This is a genomic window from Streptomyces sp. T12 (genome assembly GCF_028736035.1).
Lineage (GTDB): Bacteria > Actinomycetota > Actinomycetes > Streptomycetales > Streptomycetaceae > Streptomyces.
In genome coordinates this window covers 6,943,670-6,959,793 of record NZ_CP117866.1, presented here as the reverse complement: position 1 = coordinate 6,959,793, position 16,124 = coordinate 6,943,670, and the positions used below count along the sequence as shown (strand labels likewise).

The window sequence follows — 16,124 nt, the reverse complement described above, 5'->3', positions numbered from 1 at the left end:
CGTCAACCGTTCTCCTGCCAGCTGTGCGGTGCGCGGAAGCCCGGTGTGCGTTCCAGGCGGCGCCAGCCCGCCGTGCTGTCGGCGCAGTGCGCCGCGGCGGAGTCGGGCTGGGCGGCGGCGCGGGCGAGGAGGACCGCGGTGAGGGCCGCGATCTCCTCGGCGCTCGCCCGGCCCCTCTCGACGCGGAGTTCGGCGGCGACCGCGCCGGCCGGCGCGCTCACTGCGGCGGGTTGCCGTGCTTGCGCGACGGCAGGTCGGCGTGTTTCGTACGCAGCATCGCGAGCGAGCGGATCAGGATCTCGCGGGTCTCCGCCGGGTCGATGACATCGTCGACCAGGCCCCGCTCGGCCGCGTAGTACGGGTGCATCAGCTCGGACTTGTACTGCTTGACCATCTCGGCGCGCTTGGCCTCGGGGTCGTCGGCCGCGGCGATGTCGCGCCGGAAGATGACGTTGGCCGCGCCTTCCGCGCCCATCACCGCGATCTCGTTGGTCGGCCAGGCGAAGGTCAGATCGGCGCCGATGGACTGCGAGTCCAGCACGATGTACGCGCCGCCGTAGGCCTTGCGCAGGACGATCGAGACCCGGGGGACGGTGGCGTTGCAGTAGGCGTACAGCAGCTTCGCGCCGTGGCGGATGATGCCGCCGTGCTCCTGGTCCGCCCCGGGGAGAAAGCCCGGCACGTCGAGCAGGGTCACGATCGGGATGTTGAAGGCGTCGCACATCGTCACGAAGCGGCCGGCCTTCTCCGAGGCCGCGATGTCCAGCACTCCGGCCAGCGTCTGCGGCTGGTTGGCGACGATGCCCACCACCCGCCCGTCCAGCCGGGCGAGGCCGCAGACGATGTTCCGGGCCCAGCGCTCGTGGACCTCCAGCCAGTCGCCGTCGTCGACGAGTTCCTCGATCACCTTGTGCATGTCGTACGGCTGGTTGCCGTCCTGCGGCACCAGGTCGTAGAGCGTGGACGTGAGCCGGTTCACCGGGTCGTCCGAGGGGTGGACGGGCGGGTTCTGCCGGTTGTTGGAGGGCAGCAGGGAGAGCAGGAAGCGCACCTCCGCCAGACAGGTCTCCTCGTCCTCGTACACGAAGTGCGCCACCCCGGACGTCGCGGCGTGCACATCCGCGCCGCCCAGCTCGTTCTGAGTGAGCTGCGCGCCGGTGACGGCGCTGACCACGTCCGGGCCGGTGATGAACATCTGCGCGGTCTCGCGCACCATGAACACGAAGTCCGTCAGCGCCGGCGAGTACGCCGCGCCGCCCGCACACGGGCCGAGCATCACCGAGATCTGCGGGATCACCCCGGAGGCACGGGTGTTGCGCCGGAAGATCCCGCCGTAGCCGGCCAGCGCGGACACGCCCTCCTGGATCCGGGCCCCGGCCCCGTCGTTGAGGCTCACGAGCGGAGCGCCCGCCGAGAGCGCCATGTCCATGATCTTGTGGATCTTCGCGGCGTGGGCCTCGCCGAGCGAGCCGCCGAAGATCCTGAAGTCATGCGCGTAGACGAAGACCGTCCGGCCGTCGACCGTGCCCCAGCCGGTGATCACGCCGTCCGTGTACGGCCGTTTGTGCTCCAGCCCGAAGCCGCTCGCCCGGTGCCGGCGCAGCTGCTCCACCTCCTGGAAGGAGCCGGGGTCCAGCAGCAGCGCGATCCGCTCCCGGGCCGTCAGCTTCCCTCTGGCGTGCTGCGCCCGGGTCGCCTGCTCCCCCGGGCCGGCCTCGGCCTGCGCCCGGATCCGAGCAAGTCCGGCCAGGTGCTCGCCGGTCAGCTCACCGGTCACCTCGTCGGTCACGGACATGGTTCCCCCTTACGTTTCCTCAGCCGGCGTGCGCGTGCGCGCCCCGCTCGGCGGCGGACAGGCAGGCGCCCGTCCCCGAGCACAGGGCGGCGAACCTGCGGTCCACGTAGACCGCCGGCGCCCCCTTCTCCTCGACGTGCACGGACTGGACCTCGCCGAGCAGGATGATGTGGTCGCCCGCGGGGTAGCGCTCATGGACCGTGCACTCGACGACCGCGAGCGCCCCGTCGAGCACGGTCGCCCCCCGTGCGGTGCGGATGAACTCCCCGCCCGCGAACTTGTCCGCGGACTTGCGCGCGAAGCGCATCGCCAGCTCGGTGTGGTCGTCGCGCAGCACGCTCACCGCGAACTCGCTGCAACTGTCGAACACCGGGAAGGAGTTGGCCGTACGGGCCAGGCAGACCAGCGCGAGCGGCGGCTCCATCGAGACGGACACGAACGAGCTGGCGGTGAAACCGTGCGGGACTCCCCCGCGGTCGTGGGCGGTGACGAGCGCCACCCCGGCCGGCACCCGGGCCATGGCGTCCCGGAGCATTCCCTGGTCGGCGGCCATCTTTGACTCCTTAGGCGAGGCAGGTGGGCAGCCGCCCACCGTTGTAGGCGACCAGCTCCGCGAAGATCTCCATGGCGTCGCGCGCGGGTCTGCGCAGCAGCTCCTCGTGAGCCCGGTGCAGGTTCGCGACGAGGCGCTCCGCGTCCAGCAGGTCGGCGAAGGCTCCGAGGTCCGCCTCGCGGGCGGCCTGCAGCGGCGTCAGCCCGCTGTCGGCCGCCTCGGCGGCGAGGCGCTGGACCCAGCGCAGATAGTCCCGGTTGGCGTCGAGCACCTCGGGTCCGGCCACCGGGCCGTGCCCGCCGACGACCACCTCGGGCTCCAGCTCCGCCAGCCGGTCGAGCGCGGCCAGCGTGCCGGACACCGAACCGAAGAGCGCGAACGGGGTGACGCCCGACATGACGATGTCCCCCGCGAACAGCACCCGCTCCTCGGGCAGCCAGACCACCACGTCGTGGTCGGTGTGCGCGGGGCCGACGCGGATCAGTTCGGTCCGTCGCTCGCCGACGTGCACGGTGAGCTGGTCGCGGAAGGTCACGGTCGGCGGCGTCACCTCGATCTCGCCCCAGTCGACCCGTGGCCAGAGCCCGGTGAGGGCCAGGCCCGTCGTCACCATGGCGGTCCGCATGTCCTCGTGCGCGATGATCTGCGTCCCCGGCGGGAAGACCTGGTTGCCGAACGCGTGGTCGCCGTGGAAGTGGGTGTTGACCACGGTGCGCCCCGGGCCCGCGGCGAGCTTGTCGACCGTCTCGGCCAGCCGCCGCGCCCTCGGGATCGTCGACAGCGTGTCGACGACGAGGGCGCCGTCGCCGCCCACGACGATGCCCGCGTTGCTGACACACCAGCCTCCGGGGGCCTGCTCGTACGCGTAGACCCCCTCGGCGACCTCGCGGACCGCGGCCGTCACGGCGCCGGCCTGGCGGCAGCGGCGGCGGCCGCCGCGTGGCTGAGCGTGGCCCGGCTGTTGGCGCCGAGCGCCTCACGCAGATAGGCGCGGGCGTCGGCGACGGTCCGGCCCGCGCCCAGGACCTCTTGGATCCGGGTCGGGTCGATCGCCACGGTGTGGCGGGCGGTGACGGTGTCCTTCTCGTTCTTGTCGAACAGCCAGGCGCCGCTGTGTCCGGAGAGCAGGGCGGGCGGGACGAGCTGCTTGTACACGATGCTCTCGCCGGGGAAGCAGAGCCGGATCGAACGGGTCGTGTGGGTACTGCCGTCGGCGGTGACGGTCTGCATGGTCATGTCCTGGATCCCGGGGGAACCGGTGTCCGCCGCCTCCTCGGTCAGCGTCACCTTCCCCACGTGCGGCAGCCGGTCCGGCCACAGGTCGCTGCGCTCGATGAAGGCGTAGGCGTCGTCCCCGGACGGCACCTGGAGCGTGTCCTCGAACGTGAACAGGAGCTCCTCGACGGGGTGTTGCTGCTCCGCGAGCCGGGCCAGCGCGGCCAACTCCTTCTCGCTGTTCGCGTCCAGCGCCGCGCGCAGTCCCGGCAGGGCGGCTTCGTCGACCGCGGCGAAGTCGTGGGTCAGCACGACCTCGGTGCCGTCGCCGTCGCCCCGGAACTCCCAGCTCCCGCCCATCGAGGCGATGGGCGGCTGGGTGCGCTCCTGCCGGAACGTGACCCGCAGGGCATCGGGGTCCAGCGTCCGCCGGGACGTCCAGGTCTTCACCTGGTCGGCCACGCGCGCCCAGATCTGGAAGCGTTCCGTGCCCTGGCCGCGCTCCAGGATCCGTACGTGCACCGCCGGTTCGAAGACGGCCGGCCAGTGTTCGGCCCGCGCGACGAGCTCGTACAGCCGTCGCGCCGGGGCCGGGGTCCTGAAGATGTGGACCACCCGGTGTTCTTCAGGCCGGCTCATGCTGCCTCGGCCAGCGCGCCGTTGACCAGGTCGAGCAGCTCCCGGGGCGTGTGGACGCTGCCCGCGACGTCGTCGGGGATGGCCACGTTGTAGCGGCTCTCGAGCCGCGCCGCGGTCTCCATCAGGGCGAGCGAGTCGTAGCCGATGGCCTCGAAGCGGACGTCGAGGATGTCGCCGGACAGATCCGTTCCGTCCGTCTCACCGGCGCATTCGATGAGTATGCGGCGCAGGTCGTCGATGGTGAGCAGGGTTGCCATTGGTGTCTCCAGTTCTCGGTGTCGCTACGGGGTCGGTACGGGGCGGCGCAGGACGACCGCCGAGTTGAAGCCCCAGCGGCCCCTGGCCAGGACCAGGGCGGTGCGCAGGGGCGCGGTGCGCGGTTCGCCGAGCACCAGGTCGATGCCGTACTCCTGCGGCACGGACCGCACGCCCGCGGTCGGCGGGATCACGCCTTCGCGCAGGGACATCAGGGCGGTGACCACGTCGAGCGGGCCGCCGCCGGAGTAGAGCCGGCCGGTCGTCGTCTTCGGGACGGTGACGGGCACGCCGTGGCTGCCGAACACCTGGCCGATGGCCCGGGCCTCCGCGGCGTCCAGCTCGGGTACGCCCGCGCCGTCGGCGAACACGACGTCGACGTCCTCGGGGCCGAGCCCGGCGTCGGTCAGCGCGAGCCGGATCGCGCGCTCCAGGCCTGGGGGCCGTCCGGAGCCGGGGGGCGGGTCGAAGGTCGAGGCACAGCCGGCGAGTTCACCGTACGTCTCGTGCCGGCCCCGGGCCTCGGCCGCGCCGCTGTCCTCCAGGACGAGGATGGCGCCGCCCTCGCCGGGGACGTAGCCGGCCGCCTGCTCGTCGAAGGGCAGATAGGCCCGGGCCGGGTCGGTGGCGGTGCTGACCCGGCCGCCGGCGAGCTGCGAGACCCAGCCCCAGGGGTCGAGTGCCGAGTCGACGCCGCCGGAGACCACCAGCGGGGTGCCGCGGCGGATCGTGCGGCGGGCGTGGGCGAGGGCGTCCAGGCCCCCGGCCTGCTCGGCGACCAGGGCACTGCTCGGGCCGCGCATGCCGTGCCGGATGGAGATCTGGCCGGTGTTCACCGCGTAGAACCAAGCGAAGGACTCGTACACGCTGACCGACTTGGGGCCGTCGGTCCACAGCTTGCGGAACTCCCGGTGCGTGAAGTCGAATCCGCCGCAGGCGTTGGCCGTGACCACGCCCATGTCGTAGTCGGTGAGCGTCTCCGGGTCGGCCTTCGCGTCCTGCAGCGCCCAGGCCGCGGCGGTCAGTGCGAGCCGCGTGGAGGGGTCCGTCTGCGGCAGCAGCCGGCCCGGGATGTGGTCCGGCGCGTGGAAGTCGTCGATCTGGCCGGCGAGCGTGGCCGGGTACCGGCTCACGTCGAAGCGGGTGACCGGGCCGAGGCCGAGGCGGCCGGCCAGCACGGCCGTCCAGTACGGCTCCAGGCCGAGACCGTTGGGGGCGACGACGCCGATTCCGGTGATGTGGATGCTCATGCGACCGCCTCCGCAGCCTCGGCGCTGCGCAGGACCATGGCGCTCTGGAAGCCGCCGAAGCCGCTGCCCACGGTGAGCACGGTCCCCAGTTTCCGCTCCCGCGCCTCGAGCGGGACGTAGTCGAGATCGCACTCGGGGTCGCTGGTGTGCAGGTTCGCCGTCGGTGGCACCACGCCGTGTTCCAGGGCGAGCACGCTGGCCGCGATCTCCAGCGAACCGATCGCGCCGAGCGAGTGGCCGACCATCGACTTGATGGAGCTGACCGGGGTGCGCCGGGCGTGATCGCCGAGCGCGCGCTTGTACGCCGCGGTCTCGTGACGGTCGTTCTGCCGGGTGCCGGAGCCGTGGGCGTTGATGTAGTCGATGTCCGTGGCGTTGGTGCCGGACTCGTCGAGGGCGACCCGGATGGCCTCGGCCATCTCGCGGCCGTCGGCCTTCAGCCCCGTCATGTGGTACGCGTTGCAGCGCGTGGCGTACCCCGGTATCTCGGCGTGGATGTGGGCGCCGCGGGCCAGCGCGCTGTCGTAGTCCTCCAGGACGAACATCGCGGCTCCCTCGGCCAGTACGAAGCCGTCGCGTGTGCCGTCGAACGGCCGCGAGGCGTGCTCCGGGTCGTCGTTGCGCGACGTCGTGGCGCGGATCGCGTCGAAGCAGGCGACCACGATCGGGGTGATCGGGGTGTCGGCGGCCCCCGCGAGCATCACGTCGGCGCTGCCCTCCTCGATCAGCCGCACCGCGTGGCCCACGGAGTCCAGGCCCGAGGTGCAGCCGTTGGAGACCATCGCGACCGGGCCCTCGGCGCCGACCGCCCAGGCCACTTCGGCCGGCATGACGCTGGGCACCAGGTAGTCGAACATGTGCCGGGACAGCCAGGCGGCGTCGACCTCCCAGTCCCGGCCGGAGTCCGACAGCAGCAGGTACTCGCGTTCCAGGCTGGTCGCGGCGGCCACCGCGCTGCCGAGGCTGACCCCGACCCGGGTGGGGTCCAGGTTGTCGAACTCGAGCCCGCTCGCGGCGACGGCCTCGCGGGCACAGGCCACGGCGAACTGCGAGGCCCGGTCCATCCGGTCGAGCTCGCGCGGGCCGAAGCCCTCGGCGACCGGGTCGAAGTCGGCCTCCGCGGCGACCTGCGAACGGTAGGGCGAGGGGTCGAAGAACGAGATCCGGCGCGTCGCCGTCCGCCCCGAGGTGAGCAGTTCCCAGAACTGCCGCGTGCCGTTCCCGCCCGGGGCGCGGACGCCGACGCCCGTGATGACGACTCTGCGCTTCAATCCGAACAGCTCCTTCGATGAGTTCGTCCGGTGGTCGTCGTCATCGTCGGCCCCGTGGCTCGAAAGCGGCTCGAAGGCCGATACCAAGCCTCTCGATGCCGGATCCACCGTCGCGGCGTCCCAGCCGCACCCCACCTCTCTTCGACCGGCGTTCGAGCCCGGCGCCCAAGGCTGGGCAGGTGAGGGACCACTCAGCAGGGAGAGGGACACATGGCCACGCAGGGCTCGAAGGTCGCACTGGTGACGGGCGCAACGAGCGGTATCGGGCTGGAGATCGCCCGAAGGCTCGGTAAGGAGGGGTTGCGCGTCTTCGTCTGCGCGCGCGGCGAGGAGGCGTTGCACACGACGCTGAAGGAGCTGCGGGAAGCGGGGGTGGAGGCGGACGGCCGGACCTGCGACGTCCGCTCGGTCGCCGACATCGAGGCCCTCGTGGCGGCGGTGGTCGAGCGCTACGGTCCGGTAGACGTCCTGGTGAACAACGCGGGCCGGCCCGGCGGCGGCGCCACGGCCGAGCTCGCCGACGAGCTCTGGCTCGATGTGATCGACACCAATCTCACCAGCGTGTTCCGGGTGACCAAGCAGGTCCTGAAGGCCGGCGGCATGCTGGAGCGGGGATCCGGCCGGATCATCAACATCGCCTCGACGGGCGGGAAGCAGGGCGTGGTGCACGCCGCGCCCTACTCGGCGTCGAAGCACGGCGTGGTCGGCTTCAGCAAGGCGCTCGGCCTCGAACTGGCCAGGACCGGCATCACGGTGAACGCTGTCTGCCCCGGATTCGTCGAGACGCCGATGGCCGCGAACGTGCGCGAGCACTACTCGGAGATCTGGGAGGTGTCGACCGAGGAGGCCTTCGACCGGATCACCGCGCGCGTGCCGATCGGCCGCTATGTGCAGCCGTCCGAGGTGGCGGAGATGGTGGCCTATCTGATCGGGGACGGGGCGGCCGCGGTCACCGCGCAGGCGCTGAACGTCTGCGGCGGCCTGGGGAACTACTGACGGCCGGCGGCGCGTGAACGCGGTGGAGCCCCTCGCAGGCTGCGAGGGGCTCCACCGCGTTCACCGGCCGGTTCCTACGCCAGCACATGGTCACCATTGAGAATCCCCATATGCATGCGCTGGATTTCGGGCGTCGGGTCCACCCCCAGCTCGTCGGAGAGAATCTGCCGGAGATTTCGGTACGACGCCAGCGCCTCCGCCCGCCGGCCCACCGTGTAGAGCGCCCCCATCAGCTTGGCGTGCAGGGTCTCGTTGAGCGGATGGGAAATGACCAGGGACCTCAGCTCCGGAATCATCGGCCCTATCCTGCCCAGCCGCCAATTTGCATCTATGCGGAGCTGTACCCCGAAGAGCCGGAGCTCTTCCAGATGAGCGATATGACTTTCGAGCACCCGGCCGCACGGCACCGTGGACAGCGCCGGGCCGCGCCAGAGATCCAGTCCCGCGTTCAGCGAGGCGAGCGCCTCCTCGGGCCGGTTCTCCTCGAGCAGCCGACTGCCTGTGCGGATGAGCCGCTCGACGACCGTGACATCGAGCTCGTCGTCGTCGATCAGGGCGAAGTATCCGGGCGGCCGGGTCAGGACCAACTCCCGTTCCTCACTTGTCACCTGGTGCTCCGCCAGCAGTCGGCGGGTGTGGTAGACGTAGGTCTGCAGTGTGGTCATGGCGCTGCGCGGCGGATCGTCCGCCCACAGTTCTTCGATGAGCACCCCCGAGCCCACCACCTCATGCCGCCTGAGCAGCAGCAACGCCAGAAGCTGCGTCGCTTTCGAGGATTTAAGCGGAATTAACCGTCCCGTATCAGTGATTACATGGACATGCCCCAACAGATTGAATCTCATCCTGCGCCCCCGTCGAGATTCTCCGTTTTCTTAGGGGCGACAATAACAGGCCTACTTGACCGACTTCAATGTGGTTGGCGTCACAAGAGATCATTTATTTGTCCAAATATAAATCAGCGCAGCGAGCTGCGCTGATTCACATTTTCCGGCTTTTCTACGGGGAAACAGGAGCCCGCGCTTCCGAATTCATAGAATCGGAAATTCCCGATCCGGCCATTTCCTCGGGGGAGTCCTCACGCCGGAAGAGCCCGTGCGGCCACCACATCCACCGGCCGACATCGAGGGTGAGCGCGGTGACCAGCACCGATCGCACGATCATGGTGTCGAGCAGGATGCCCACCGCCACCGTGAAGCCGAGCTCGGCGATGAAGACCAGCGGCAGCGTGGCCAGTGCGGCGAAGGTTCCGGCGAGCACCAGACCGGCCGCGGTGATCACGCCACCGGTCGAGGTGAGGCCCTTGAGCGCACCCTGCCGGGTGCCGAACCGGTTGCTCTCCTCCCTGATCCGGGTGACGAGGAAGATGTTGTAATCGACGCCCAGGGCAACCAGGAACACGAACACCCAGAGCGGGAAAGCGGAATCGGCCCCCGCGAATTCGAAGACGTGGTTGAAGAAGAAGGCGGCGAGGCCGAGCGCCGTGAAGAAGGACAGCACCACGCTCGCGATCAGCAGCAGCGGGGCCACGAGCGCCCGCAGCAGCAGCGCAAGGATGCAGAACACCACCGCGAGGATCACCGGGATGATCAGGCCGCGGTCGCGGCTCGACGCCTCGCGCATGTCGTGCACGACGGCACTGCTGCCGCCCACCTTCGCCTCCGCTCCGTCCAGCCGGCCAAGGGTGTCGCGGGCCGCGGTGACCGTGTCCATCGCCGCCGGAGAGTCGGCTCCGGCGCTGAGCGTCGCCTCGAGATAGGCCAGCCCGTCCTTGACCTGGGGCTCTGCGACCTCGGTGACGCCGGGCACCTTCTGAAGCGCGCCGCGCACCTCGGCCGCCGAGGAGTCCTTGGCGATGACGACCATCGGCTCACCGGAACCGGCCGGGAAGTGCCGGGCGAGGATCTCCTCACCCACCACCGACTCCGGCTTGGTCTTGAAGCCGTCCTTCTGCTGCAACCCGTCGGCGTTCAGGGTGACGGCCAGCACGGCCACCGCCCCCAGCACCAGGCTGGTCGTGACCCAGACCGCACGCGGGCGGCCGGAGACCAGCCGGGCGACGCGTGTCCACACGCCCCGGGTGATGTCGGGCTCCGTACCGTGCTTCGGCCGGGCCGGCCAGAAGATCCAGCGTCCGAAGATCACCAGCAGCGCGGGCAGCAGCGTCATCATCGACAGCAGGCCGACCAGCACGCCGACGGCGCAGACCGGGCCGAGGCCCTTGGTGGAGTTCAGCGCGGCCAGCAGCAGCACGAGCATGCTGATGGCGACGGTGGCGGCGCTGGCCACGATGGCGGGACCCGCTCGGTGCAGCGCCACGGCCATGGCCTCGTGCCGGTCCTCGTGCCGCCGCAGCTCCTCCCGGTAGCGGGCGACAAGCAGCAGCGCGTAGTCGGTGGCCGCGCCGAGCACCAGCACCGTGAGGATCATCGCCGTCTGGGCGTTGACCGTGAGTCCCGCGTGCTTGGCCAGCAGGTAGATGATGGCCTGCGAGATCACCAGGGACATGCCCGCGGAGATCATCGGCAGCAGCCAGAGCAGCGGGCTGCGGTAGGTGACGACGAGGATCGTCACGACGATGAGGAGGGTGACCAGCGTGAGTTTGAAGTCGGCGCTGCTGAACGACTCCGCGGAGTCGGCGGCATAACCGGTCGGGCCCGTCACATGGACGCCGAGACCGTCGGGTGCGTTCGGCTGCGCGGCCTTGCGCAGATCCTTGGTGGCCTCGTTGAGCCCCTCCCAGCCCTCCTTGCCGAGGTGCACGTTGACCACGGTGCGCAGGGCCTTGCCGTCCTTGGAGCGCACCGGGCCGAACGGCTCGCCCACCACGTTCTTGCCGTCCGCGAATTTCGCGGCGTCGGCCCGGGCCTTCGCCTCGTCGGCGGCCGTGATCCCGGAGGCGCGGTCGTAGACGACGATGGCCGGGCTGGTGTCGGCGGGCTGGAACTTCTCGGAGAGTTCGAGTACTTCGGTCGATTCCGCGTTGCCGGGCAGCCAGGCGGCGGCGTCGTTCGACTCGACGTCGCCGAGCTTTCCGGCCAGCGGCTGGAGCACGATCAGCAGACCGATCCAGCCCACGAGCACCAGCCACTTGAGCCGGCGGCCGCCGGGCCAGGCCAGCAGTTTGCGTGTCATCAAAAACCCTCTTCCTCACGAGGCTTGGGCGGCAGCCGGAAGGCCAGCGCGAAGGACACCGCCAGCAGTCCGATCACGACCCAGAGCGTGCGGACCATCGCGGTGCTGAAGTTCTCGGTGTGGGCGGTCTGCCAGGCCCGCGCCGTGGCCTCGGCCAGCTCCGGCCGGGCCTGCTGGATGTTCCGGCAGCTGTCCGGCGTCCGTTCGGAGTCCTTCTGGCTCGCCGATTCCTTCAGGCAGTCCCGCAGGTCGGCGAGGAGCCGGTCCTGCTCGGCCGACGTCGCCCCGGCGGCGGTGAGTTCGGCCCGGGTCCGGCTCGCGCCGTCGGCGACGCTCGCCGTGGCCTGGGAGCCGAGCAGCCCGAAGAACAGCGTCGCGAGCACCGCGACGCCGACCGCGAAGCCGAGTTGCTGGACCGCGGTGAGGACGCCGGAGGCGGTGCCGGCCTCCTGCTTGTCGACGTCGGCCAGGGCGATGTCGAAGAGCAGACCGATCATGATGCCCATGCCGAGTCCGGCCACGGCGATGCCGGGGACGAGCTCCCAGCTGGTCAGTCCGCCGGCCTGGTCGCCGATGGTCAGCAGCATGATCAGTACGCCGAGTGCCATCACCACGAGCCCGCCGTGCAGGGCCTTGCGGCCGAACTTCGCGCCCAGCACCGCCCCGGTCAGGATCGCGCCGACGACCAGGAACACCGACCAGGGCGTCATCGTCAGCGCCGCCCGGGTCGGGCTGAAGCCCAGGCCGATCTGCAGATGCAGGCCGAGCAGCAGCGACATTCCGGAGATGCCGGTGAAGAACACCAGCGCCACCGCCAGACCCGCGGCGTAGCGGGACCTGCGCAGCAGGCTGAGCTCGATGAGCGTGGCACCGCCGCGCTTCTCCTGCCGCAGTTCGTAGGCGACGAAGGCGGCGAGCACGGCCGCTCCGGCCACCATCAGCACGAACGTCCAGGCGGGCCAGTCGCGTTCGCGCCCCTGGACGAGCGGGAAGATCAGCAGGGTCAGCCCGAGCGTCACCAGCAGCATGCCGCCGACGTCGAACTTCGGCCGCACCGGTGCCTTGCCCTCGGGCAGCAGCAGCACCGCACCGATGATCACGGCTGCCCCGATCGGCAGGTTGATCAGGAAGACGGACCGCCAGCCGGTGCCGAACAGATCGGCGTCGACCAGGAATCCGGCGACGATCGGGCCGAGCACGGCGCCCAGCCCGATGGCGGGCCCGAACGCGCCGAACGCCGCCGCGGTCTCCTTGGGCGGGAACATCTGCTTGATGAGGCCGAGTCCCTGCGGAATCATCAGCGCGCCCAGCCCGCCCTGCAGGAAGCGCGCGGCGATGAGCATCTCGGAGCTGCCCGCGACCGCGCACAGCACGGAGGCCAGGGTGAATCCGACGGCGCCGATCACGAACATGCGCTTGCGGCCGTAGATGTCGCCCAGCCGGCCGCCGACCACGAGCAGGACGGCGAAGGCGAGCGTGTATCCGACGGTGATCCACTGGATGACGCTGAGGCTGCCGCCCAGATCGGCGCGGACCGCGGGCGCGGCGATGTTCATGACCGTGCCGTCGAGCAGGTCCATGATCTCGGCGCCGAGGATGACAGCCAGCGCGGCCCAGCGGCGCGCGTAGGCCGGGGACTCGGCCGCGGCTGCGTCCGGCCCCGGATCCTGCCCGGACACCAGCGCCGTCGGAGGCGCCGCGGCCCCGTCCGGCTCGTCTGCTTCAACGGAACTCATGGCATCCCCCGAGGTTCTCGACTATAGGTCCATGAACGACCACCGTTCTATAGTGGAACGGTGGTCGTGTCAAGAAACGGTGGCCCGTCGATGCCATACGATGAGGGCCACCTGCCGCGAAGCGAAGGAAGGAGGCCCATGCCCGAGGAGATCCCCGTGCCTCCGTGGCGCCGGCCGAAGAAGGCGCCGCCGCGCATGCCCCTGACCCAGGACCGGATCGTCGACACGGCGCTCGGCATCCTCGACGCCGAGGGACTCGACGCGCTGAGCATGCGGCGGCTCGCACAGGAGCTGAAGACCGGGCACGCTTCGCTGTACGCGCACGTGGGGAACCGGGACGAGCTGCTCGACCTCGTCTTCGACCTCGTACTGACCGAGGTGGAGATCCCGGAACCGGAGCCGGGCCGCTGGGCGGAGCAGGTCAAGGAGATGTGCCGGTCACTGCGGCGGGTGTTCCTGGCCCACCGGGATCTGGCGCGCATCGCGATCGACCGGGTGCCACTCGGGCCCAACGGGATCATGGGGATGGAGCGCACCCTGAATCTGCTGCGCGCGGGGGGCCTGCGGGACGAACTCGCCGCCTACGGGGGCGACCTGCTGTCGACCTTCGTCACGGCGGAGGCCCTGGAACAGTCGTCCCGGCATTCCGGTGCGGAGCAGAGCGAGGAGCAGGCCGGCATGTTCGCCGACCAGCTCCACGGCTACCTGAAGTCGCTGCCGGCCGCCCAGTTCCCGAACCTGGTCCACCTGGCCGGCCCGATCACCTCGCTCGACTCCGACCGCCGGTTCGAGCTCGGCCTCGAGATCATCATCGCCGGCCTGGTGGCCGGAGCCGGCGAAGGTGCGGACGACGGCGTCGGGGACGGTGCGGACGACGCCGTCAGGACGGCAGGATCGACCCCTGTGGAGTCATGAAGACGGCCTTCGGCGGTCCCATGAGCCCGGGCAGAGAGCTCAGCGCCTCCCGCAGCTTCGCCGAGCGCGGGTCGGCGCTGAAGTTCTCCCGGTAGGCCTGCTCGCTCTCCCACTGGGCGTAGTTGACGACCGCGGTGCCGTCCGTGCTCGCGTGATACGTGGCCGACAGGAAGCCGGGCACCTCGCGGATCCACTCCTGCACCCCACCCGTGGCCAGCTCCACCAGCTTGCGCTGGGTGGCGGGGCCGTCCACCGGGAAGGTGACGACGGCGACAAAGCCCACCCGGGGATCGTTCACTTCAGCCATCGTTGCTCCTCCTCAGCAGCTCTCCGGCATACAGCGTCGCTCCAGGCCCGAACTGCAGCCCGATATGGCTCGCAGCCGCGTGCACATCGCGCCAGAGGCGCTGCAGCGGGCTGTCCTGCGCCTGCGCCCTGGTGCCCGCGGAGGCGAACAGCCGGTCGGTCGCGGCGGTCAGCAGCTCGGCCGCAAGAGCGCAGTCCCGCGCCCCACGGCCGACGAGTTCACCGGTCACCCCGCCCGCGTCGGCGACCGCGGCGACCCGCTCCAGCAGCAGCTGGGCCGCGTCGATCTCGCCGGTGGCCCGGGCCAGCGTGTGCTCGTACACCACGCGGTCCTGGGACGAGACGGCGTTCTGCCCGGTCGGCCCGGCCAGCTTCGCGGCGATCCATGAGGTCCACACGGCCGCGGCGCCGCGGGCCGCGCCGAGCATCGGCAGCGCGAAGGCCAGCCCGTTGACCGCCCGCATGGGCACGGTGTGGCAGATCGCCTCCGCACCCGGACCGACGCCGGCCGCGATGGCCGCACGGGTACAGGCCCGCGAGTCCGGCACGAACACCCCGTCGAGGACAAGGGTGTTGCTGCCCGTTCCGCGCATGCCCATCGGGTACCAGCTGTCGACGATCCCGTACGCGTCGCGCGGCACCGCGAAGAACCACGGCTCCTCCCCCGCCTTGGCGCACACCAGCGCCCAGTCGGAGTGGTCGACGACGCTGACGAACGGCCAGGTGCCCGAGAGGTGCCAGCCGCCCGCCGTCTTCTCGGCGCTGCCGAGCGGCATCAGGGCACCGACGATCAGCGCGTCGGGGCCGTCGGACCACAGCTCGGCCTGGCCCTCGTCCGGCAGATAGGCGGCCATCCGGCCGAGGCTCGCCGTGAGCGAGGCGTACCAGGCGGCCGAGGCGCAGGCCTCGCCCAGCACCGCGACCGGCTCCACGAGCTCGGCGAAGGTCGCGGCCCTGCCACCGTGCGCCACCGGGACGAAGTGGGCGGCGAAGCCCGCCTCGAGGACCGCACGGACGACGTCGGGGCTCAGCCGGCGCTGCTGCTCGGCCTCGGCCGCCCGCTTCCCGGCGAGTTCGGCGATCCGGTGGGCGCCGGCCACCAGGGGCGACCGCTCCTGGGTCTCCTGGATCTCCTGGGTCTGCTGGGTCATCGCGTCCTCGCTCATGCCGCGTCCATCGGGGCCCAGCCGGTCTTGGCCAGCCACTGGTCGAGGGTGAGCATCTGCGGGAACCGGGCGCGCAGCGTGGGGATGTCGGCGTGATAGCCGATCCCGTTGAGCCAGGTGTACGAGATCGCCTGCCATTCGAAGCCCGTGCGGTGCAGCTCCGGTATCGGCACCGAGACGAAGCGGGCGGGCAGTCCGGTGTGCCGGCCGAACGCGTCCGCGATCTGCTCGCCGGTCAGCTCGTCCCCGGCCAGCTCGATCTTGGCGCCGCCGAAGGTCCCGGGGTCGTCGAAGGCGTCGGCCGCGAAGTACCCGATGTCGGGGCCGCTGATCATCTGCAGCGTGTTGGTCGGCCCGAGCCCCCGCCGGAAGGTCAGCACGCCGTCCTCCATGACGAGGGGCGACATGTCGTGGTTCAGGTTCTCCATGAAGTACGACGGCCGCAGGAAGGTGAAGTTGAGCTCGTTCTCCTGGATCCGCTGCTCGATCGCGAGCTTGGACAGCCGCCAGTTCACGCCCTCCGGCTGCTCCGCCCCGCCGACCGAGCTGTGTACGTAGTGCTGGATTCCGAGGTCGCGAGCGGCGTCGGCGCAGATCTTGCCCTGCCGCTCCTCGCCCTCCACGCCCGCCGGTGTCATCGGCGTCTGGATGCTGAAGACGCCGTACGCGCCCTTCATCGCCGCGCGCACCGACTCGGCGTCCTCGAGGTCGCCGGTGTGCAGGCTGGCGCCCAGCTCGCGCAGCTCCTTGGCCTTGGGTGCGCCCGGGTCGCGGACGAAGGCCCGCACGGTCCAGCCGCGTTCCAGCAGGTACCGGGCCGCGGAGCCGCCTTGCTTGCCGGTGGCGCCGAGGACCAGTACGGGCTTGTTCTCATCGGGCATGGCTGTGCCTTTCG

The 16,124-nt window shown here is 70.9% G+C and carries 16 protein-coding genes; 2 read left to right on the top strand and 14 right to left on the bottom strand.

Annotation, left to right across the window (positions count from 1 at the left end; translation table 11 throughout):
- Positions 1-2 precede the first annotated feature (2 nt).
- Genes PBV52_RS31545 through PBV52_RS31510 form a run of 8 tightly spaced genes read right to left on the bottom strand, consistent with a single transcriptional unit; the run spans position 3 to position 7,113 of the window.
- Positions 3-221, bottom strand: a complete 219-nt coding sequence (locus PBV52_RS31545) for an acyl-CoA carboxylase subunit epsilon (RefSeq protein WP_274242933.1) — start codon at positions 219-221, stop codon at positions 3-5.
- A complete protein-coding gene (locus PBV52_RS31540; RefSeq protein WP_274242931.1) occupies positions 218-1,795 on the bottom strand; it encodes an acyl-CoA carboxylase subunit beta in 1,578 nt (525 codons plus the stop codon). Before PBV52_RS31540 ends, PBV52_RS31545 begins: the two co-directional genes overlap by 4 nt.
- Positions 1,796-1,814: 19 nt before the next feature.
- Positions 1,815-2,348 (bottom strand): flavin reductase family protein, encoded by a 534-nt coding sequence (locus tag PBV52_RS31535; protein ID WP_274242930.1) that lies wholly within the window; start codon positions 2,346-2,348, stop codon positions 1,815-1,817.
- A gap of 10 nt (positions 2,349-2,358) precedes the next feature.
- Positions 2,359-3,252, bottom strand: coding sequence for an MBL fold metallo-hydrolase (locus tag PBV52_RS31530; RefSeq protein WP_274242929.1), 894 nt, complete (start codon positions 3,250-3,252; stop codon positions 2,359-2,361).
- A complete protein-coding gene (locus PBV52_RS31525) occupies positions 3,249-4,202 on the bottom strand; it encodes an aromatase/cyclase (protein WP_274242928.1) in 954 nt (317 codons plus the stop codon). The genes PBV52_RS31530 and PBV52_RS31525 overlap by 4 nt, the downstream gene beginning before the upstream one ends.
- The gene (locus PBV52_RS31520) at positions 4,199-4,459 is read right to left on the bottom strand and encodes an acyl carrier protein (protein ID WP_274242927.1); all 261 of its coding nucleotides are present in this window, start codon (positions 4,457-4,459) and stop codon (positions 4,199-4,201) included. Before PBV52_RS31520 ends, PBV52_RS31525 begins: the two co-directional genes overlap by 4 nt.
- A 24-nt stretch (positions 4,460-4,483) precedes the next feature.
- A complete protein-coding gene (locus tag PBV52_RS31515; protein ID WP_274242925.1) occupies positions 4,484-5,707 on the bottom strand; it encodes a ketosynthase chain-length factor in 1,224 nt (407 codons plus the stop codon).
- Complete coding sequence (locus tag PBV52_RS31510; RefSeq protein ID WP_274242923.1) at positions 5,704-7,113, bottom strand: beta-ketoacyl synthase; 1,410 nt, start codon at positions 7,111-7,113, stop codon at positions 5,704-5,706. The genes PBV52_RS31515 and PBV52_RS31510 overlap by 4 nt, the downstream gene beginning before the upstream one ends.
- Before the next feature lie 75 nt (positions 7,114-7,188).
- On the opposite strand from PBV52_RS31510, the gene PBV52_RS31505 reads away from it, so the two are divergent.
- Entirely contained in the window at positions 7,189-7,974 is a 786-nt protein-coding gene (locus PBV52_RS31505) for a 3-oxoacyl-ACP reductase (RefSeq protein ID WP_274242921.1), read from the top strand.
- 74 nt (positions 7,975-8,048) lie between these two features.
- On the opposite strand, the gene PBV52_RS31500 is transcribed toward PBV52_RS31505, so the two are convergent.
- The 3 genes from PBV52_RS31500 to PBV52_RS31490 form a co-directional block, all read right to left on the bottom strand.
- Positions 8,049-8,816 carry an AfsR/SARP family transcriptional regulator gene (locus tag PBV52_RS31500; RefSeq protein WP_274242920.1) on the bottom strand — a complete coding sequence of 256 codons (768 nt, stop codon included), beginning with the start codon at positions 8,814-8,816 and terminating at the stop codon, positions 8,049-8,051.
- Between the two features lie 154 nt (positions 8,817-8,970).
- On the bottom strand, positions 8,971-11,106 hold the full coding sequence (locus PBV52_RS31495; RefSeq protein ID WP_274242919.1) for an MMPL family transporter: 2,136 nt from the start codon (positions 11,104-11,106) through the stop codon (positions 8,971-8,973).
- Positions 11,106-12,842: an MFS transporter gene (locus tag PBV52_RS31490; protein ID WP_274242918.1), complete on the bottom strand. Its 1,737-nt coding sequence runs from the start codon at positions 12,840-12,842 to the stop codon at positions 11,106-11,108. Before PBV52_RS31490 ends, PBV52_RS31495 begins: the two co-directional genes overlap by 1 nt.
- 111 nt (positions 12,843-12,953) lie before the next feature.
- On the opposite strand from PBV52_RS31490, the gene PBV52_RS31485 reads away from it, so the two are divergent.
- Positions 12,954-13,757: a TetR/AcrR family transcriptional regulator gene (locus PBV52_RS31485; RefSeq protein ID WP_274249725.1), complete on the top strand. Its 804-nt coding sequence runs from the start codon at positions 12,954-12,956 to the stop codon at positions 13,755-13,757.
- On the opposite strand, the gene PBV52_RS31480 is transcribed toward PBV52_RS31485, so the two are convergent.
- The 3 genes from PBV52_RS31480 to PBV52_RS31470 are packed head-to-tail and all read right to left on the bottom strand — an operon-like array spanning position 13,723 to position 16,110.
- Positions 13,723-14,064 (bottom strand): antibiotic biosynthesis monooxygenase, encoded by a 342-nt coding sequence (locus PBV52_RS31480; protein WP_274242917.1) that lies wholly within the window; start codon positions 14,062-14,064, stop codon positions 13,723-13,725. The genes PBV52_RS31485 and PBV52_RS31480 overlap by 35 nt on opposite strands.
- A complete protein-coding gene (locus PBV52_RS31475; RefSeq protein ID WP_373921932.1) occupies positions 14,057-15,229 on the bottom strand; it encodes a hydrolase in 1,173 nt (390 codons plus the stop codon). The genes PBV52_RS31480 and PBV52_RS31475 overlap by 8 nt, the downstream gene beginning before the upstream one ends.
- Positions 15,226-16,110, bottom strand: a complete 885-nt coding sequence (locus tag PBV52_RS31470; protein ID WP_274242916.1) for an NmrA/HSCARG family protein — start codon at positions 16,108-16,110, stop codon at positions 15,226-15,228. The genes PBV52_RS31475 and PBV52_RS31470 overlap by 4 nt, the downstream gene beginning before the upstream one ends.
- Positions 16,111-16,124 lie beyond the last annotated feature (14 nt).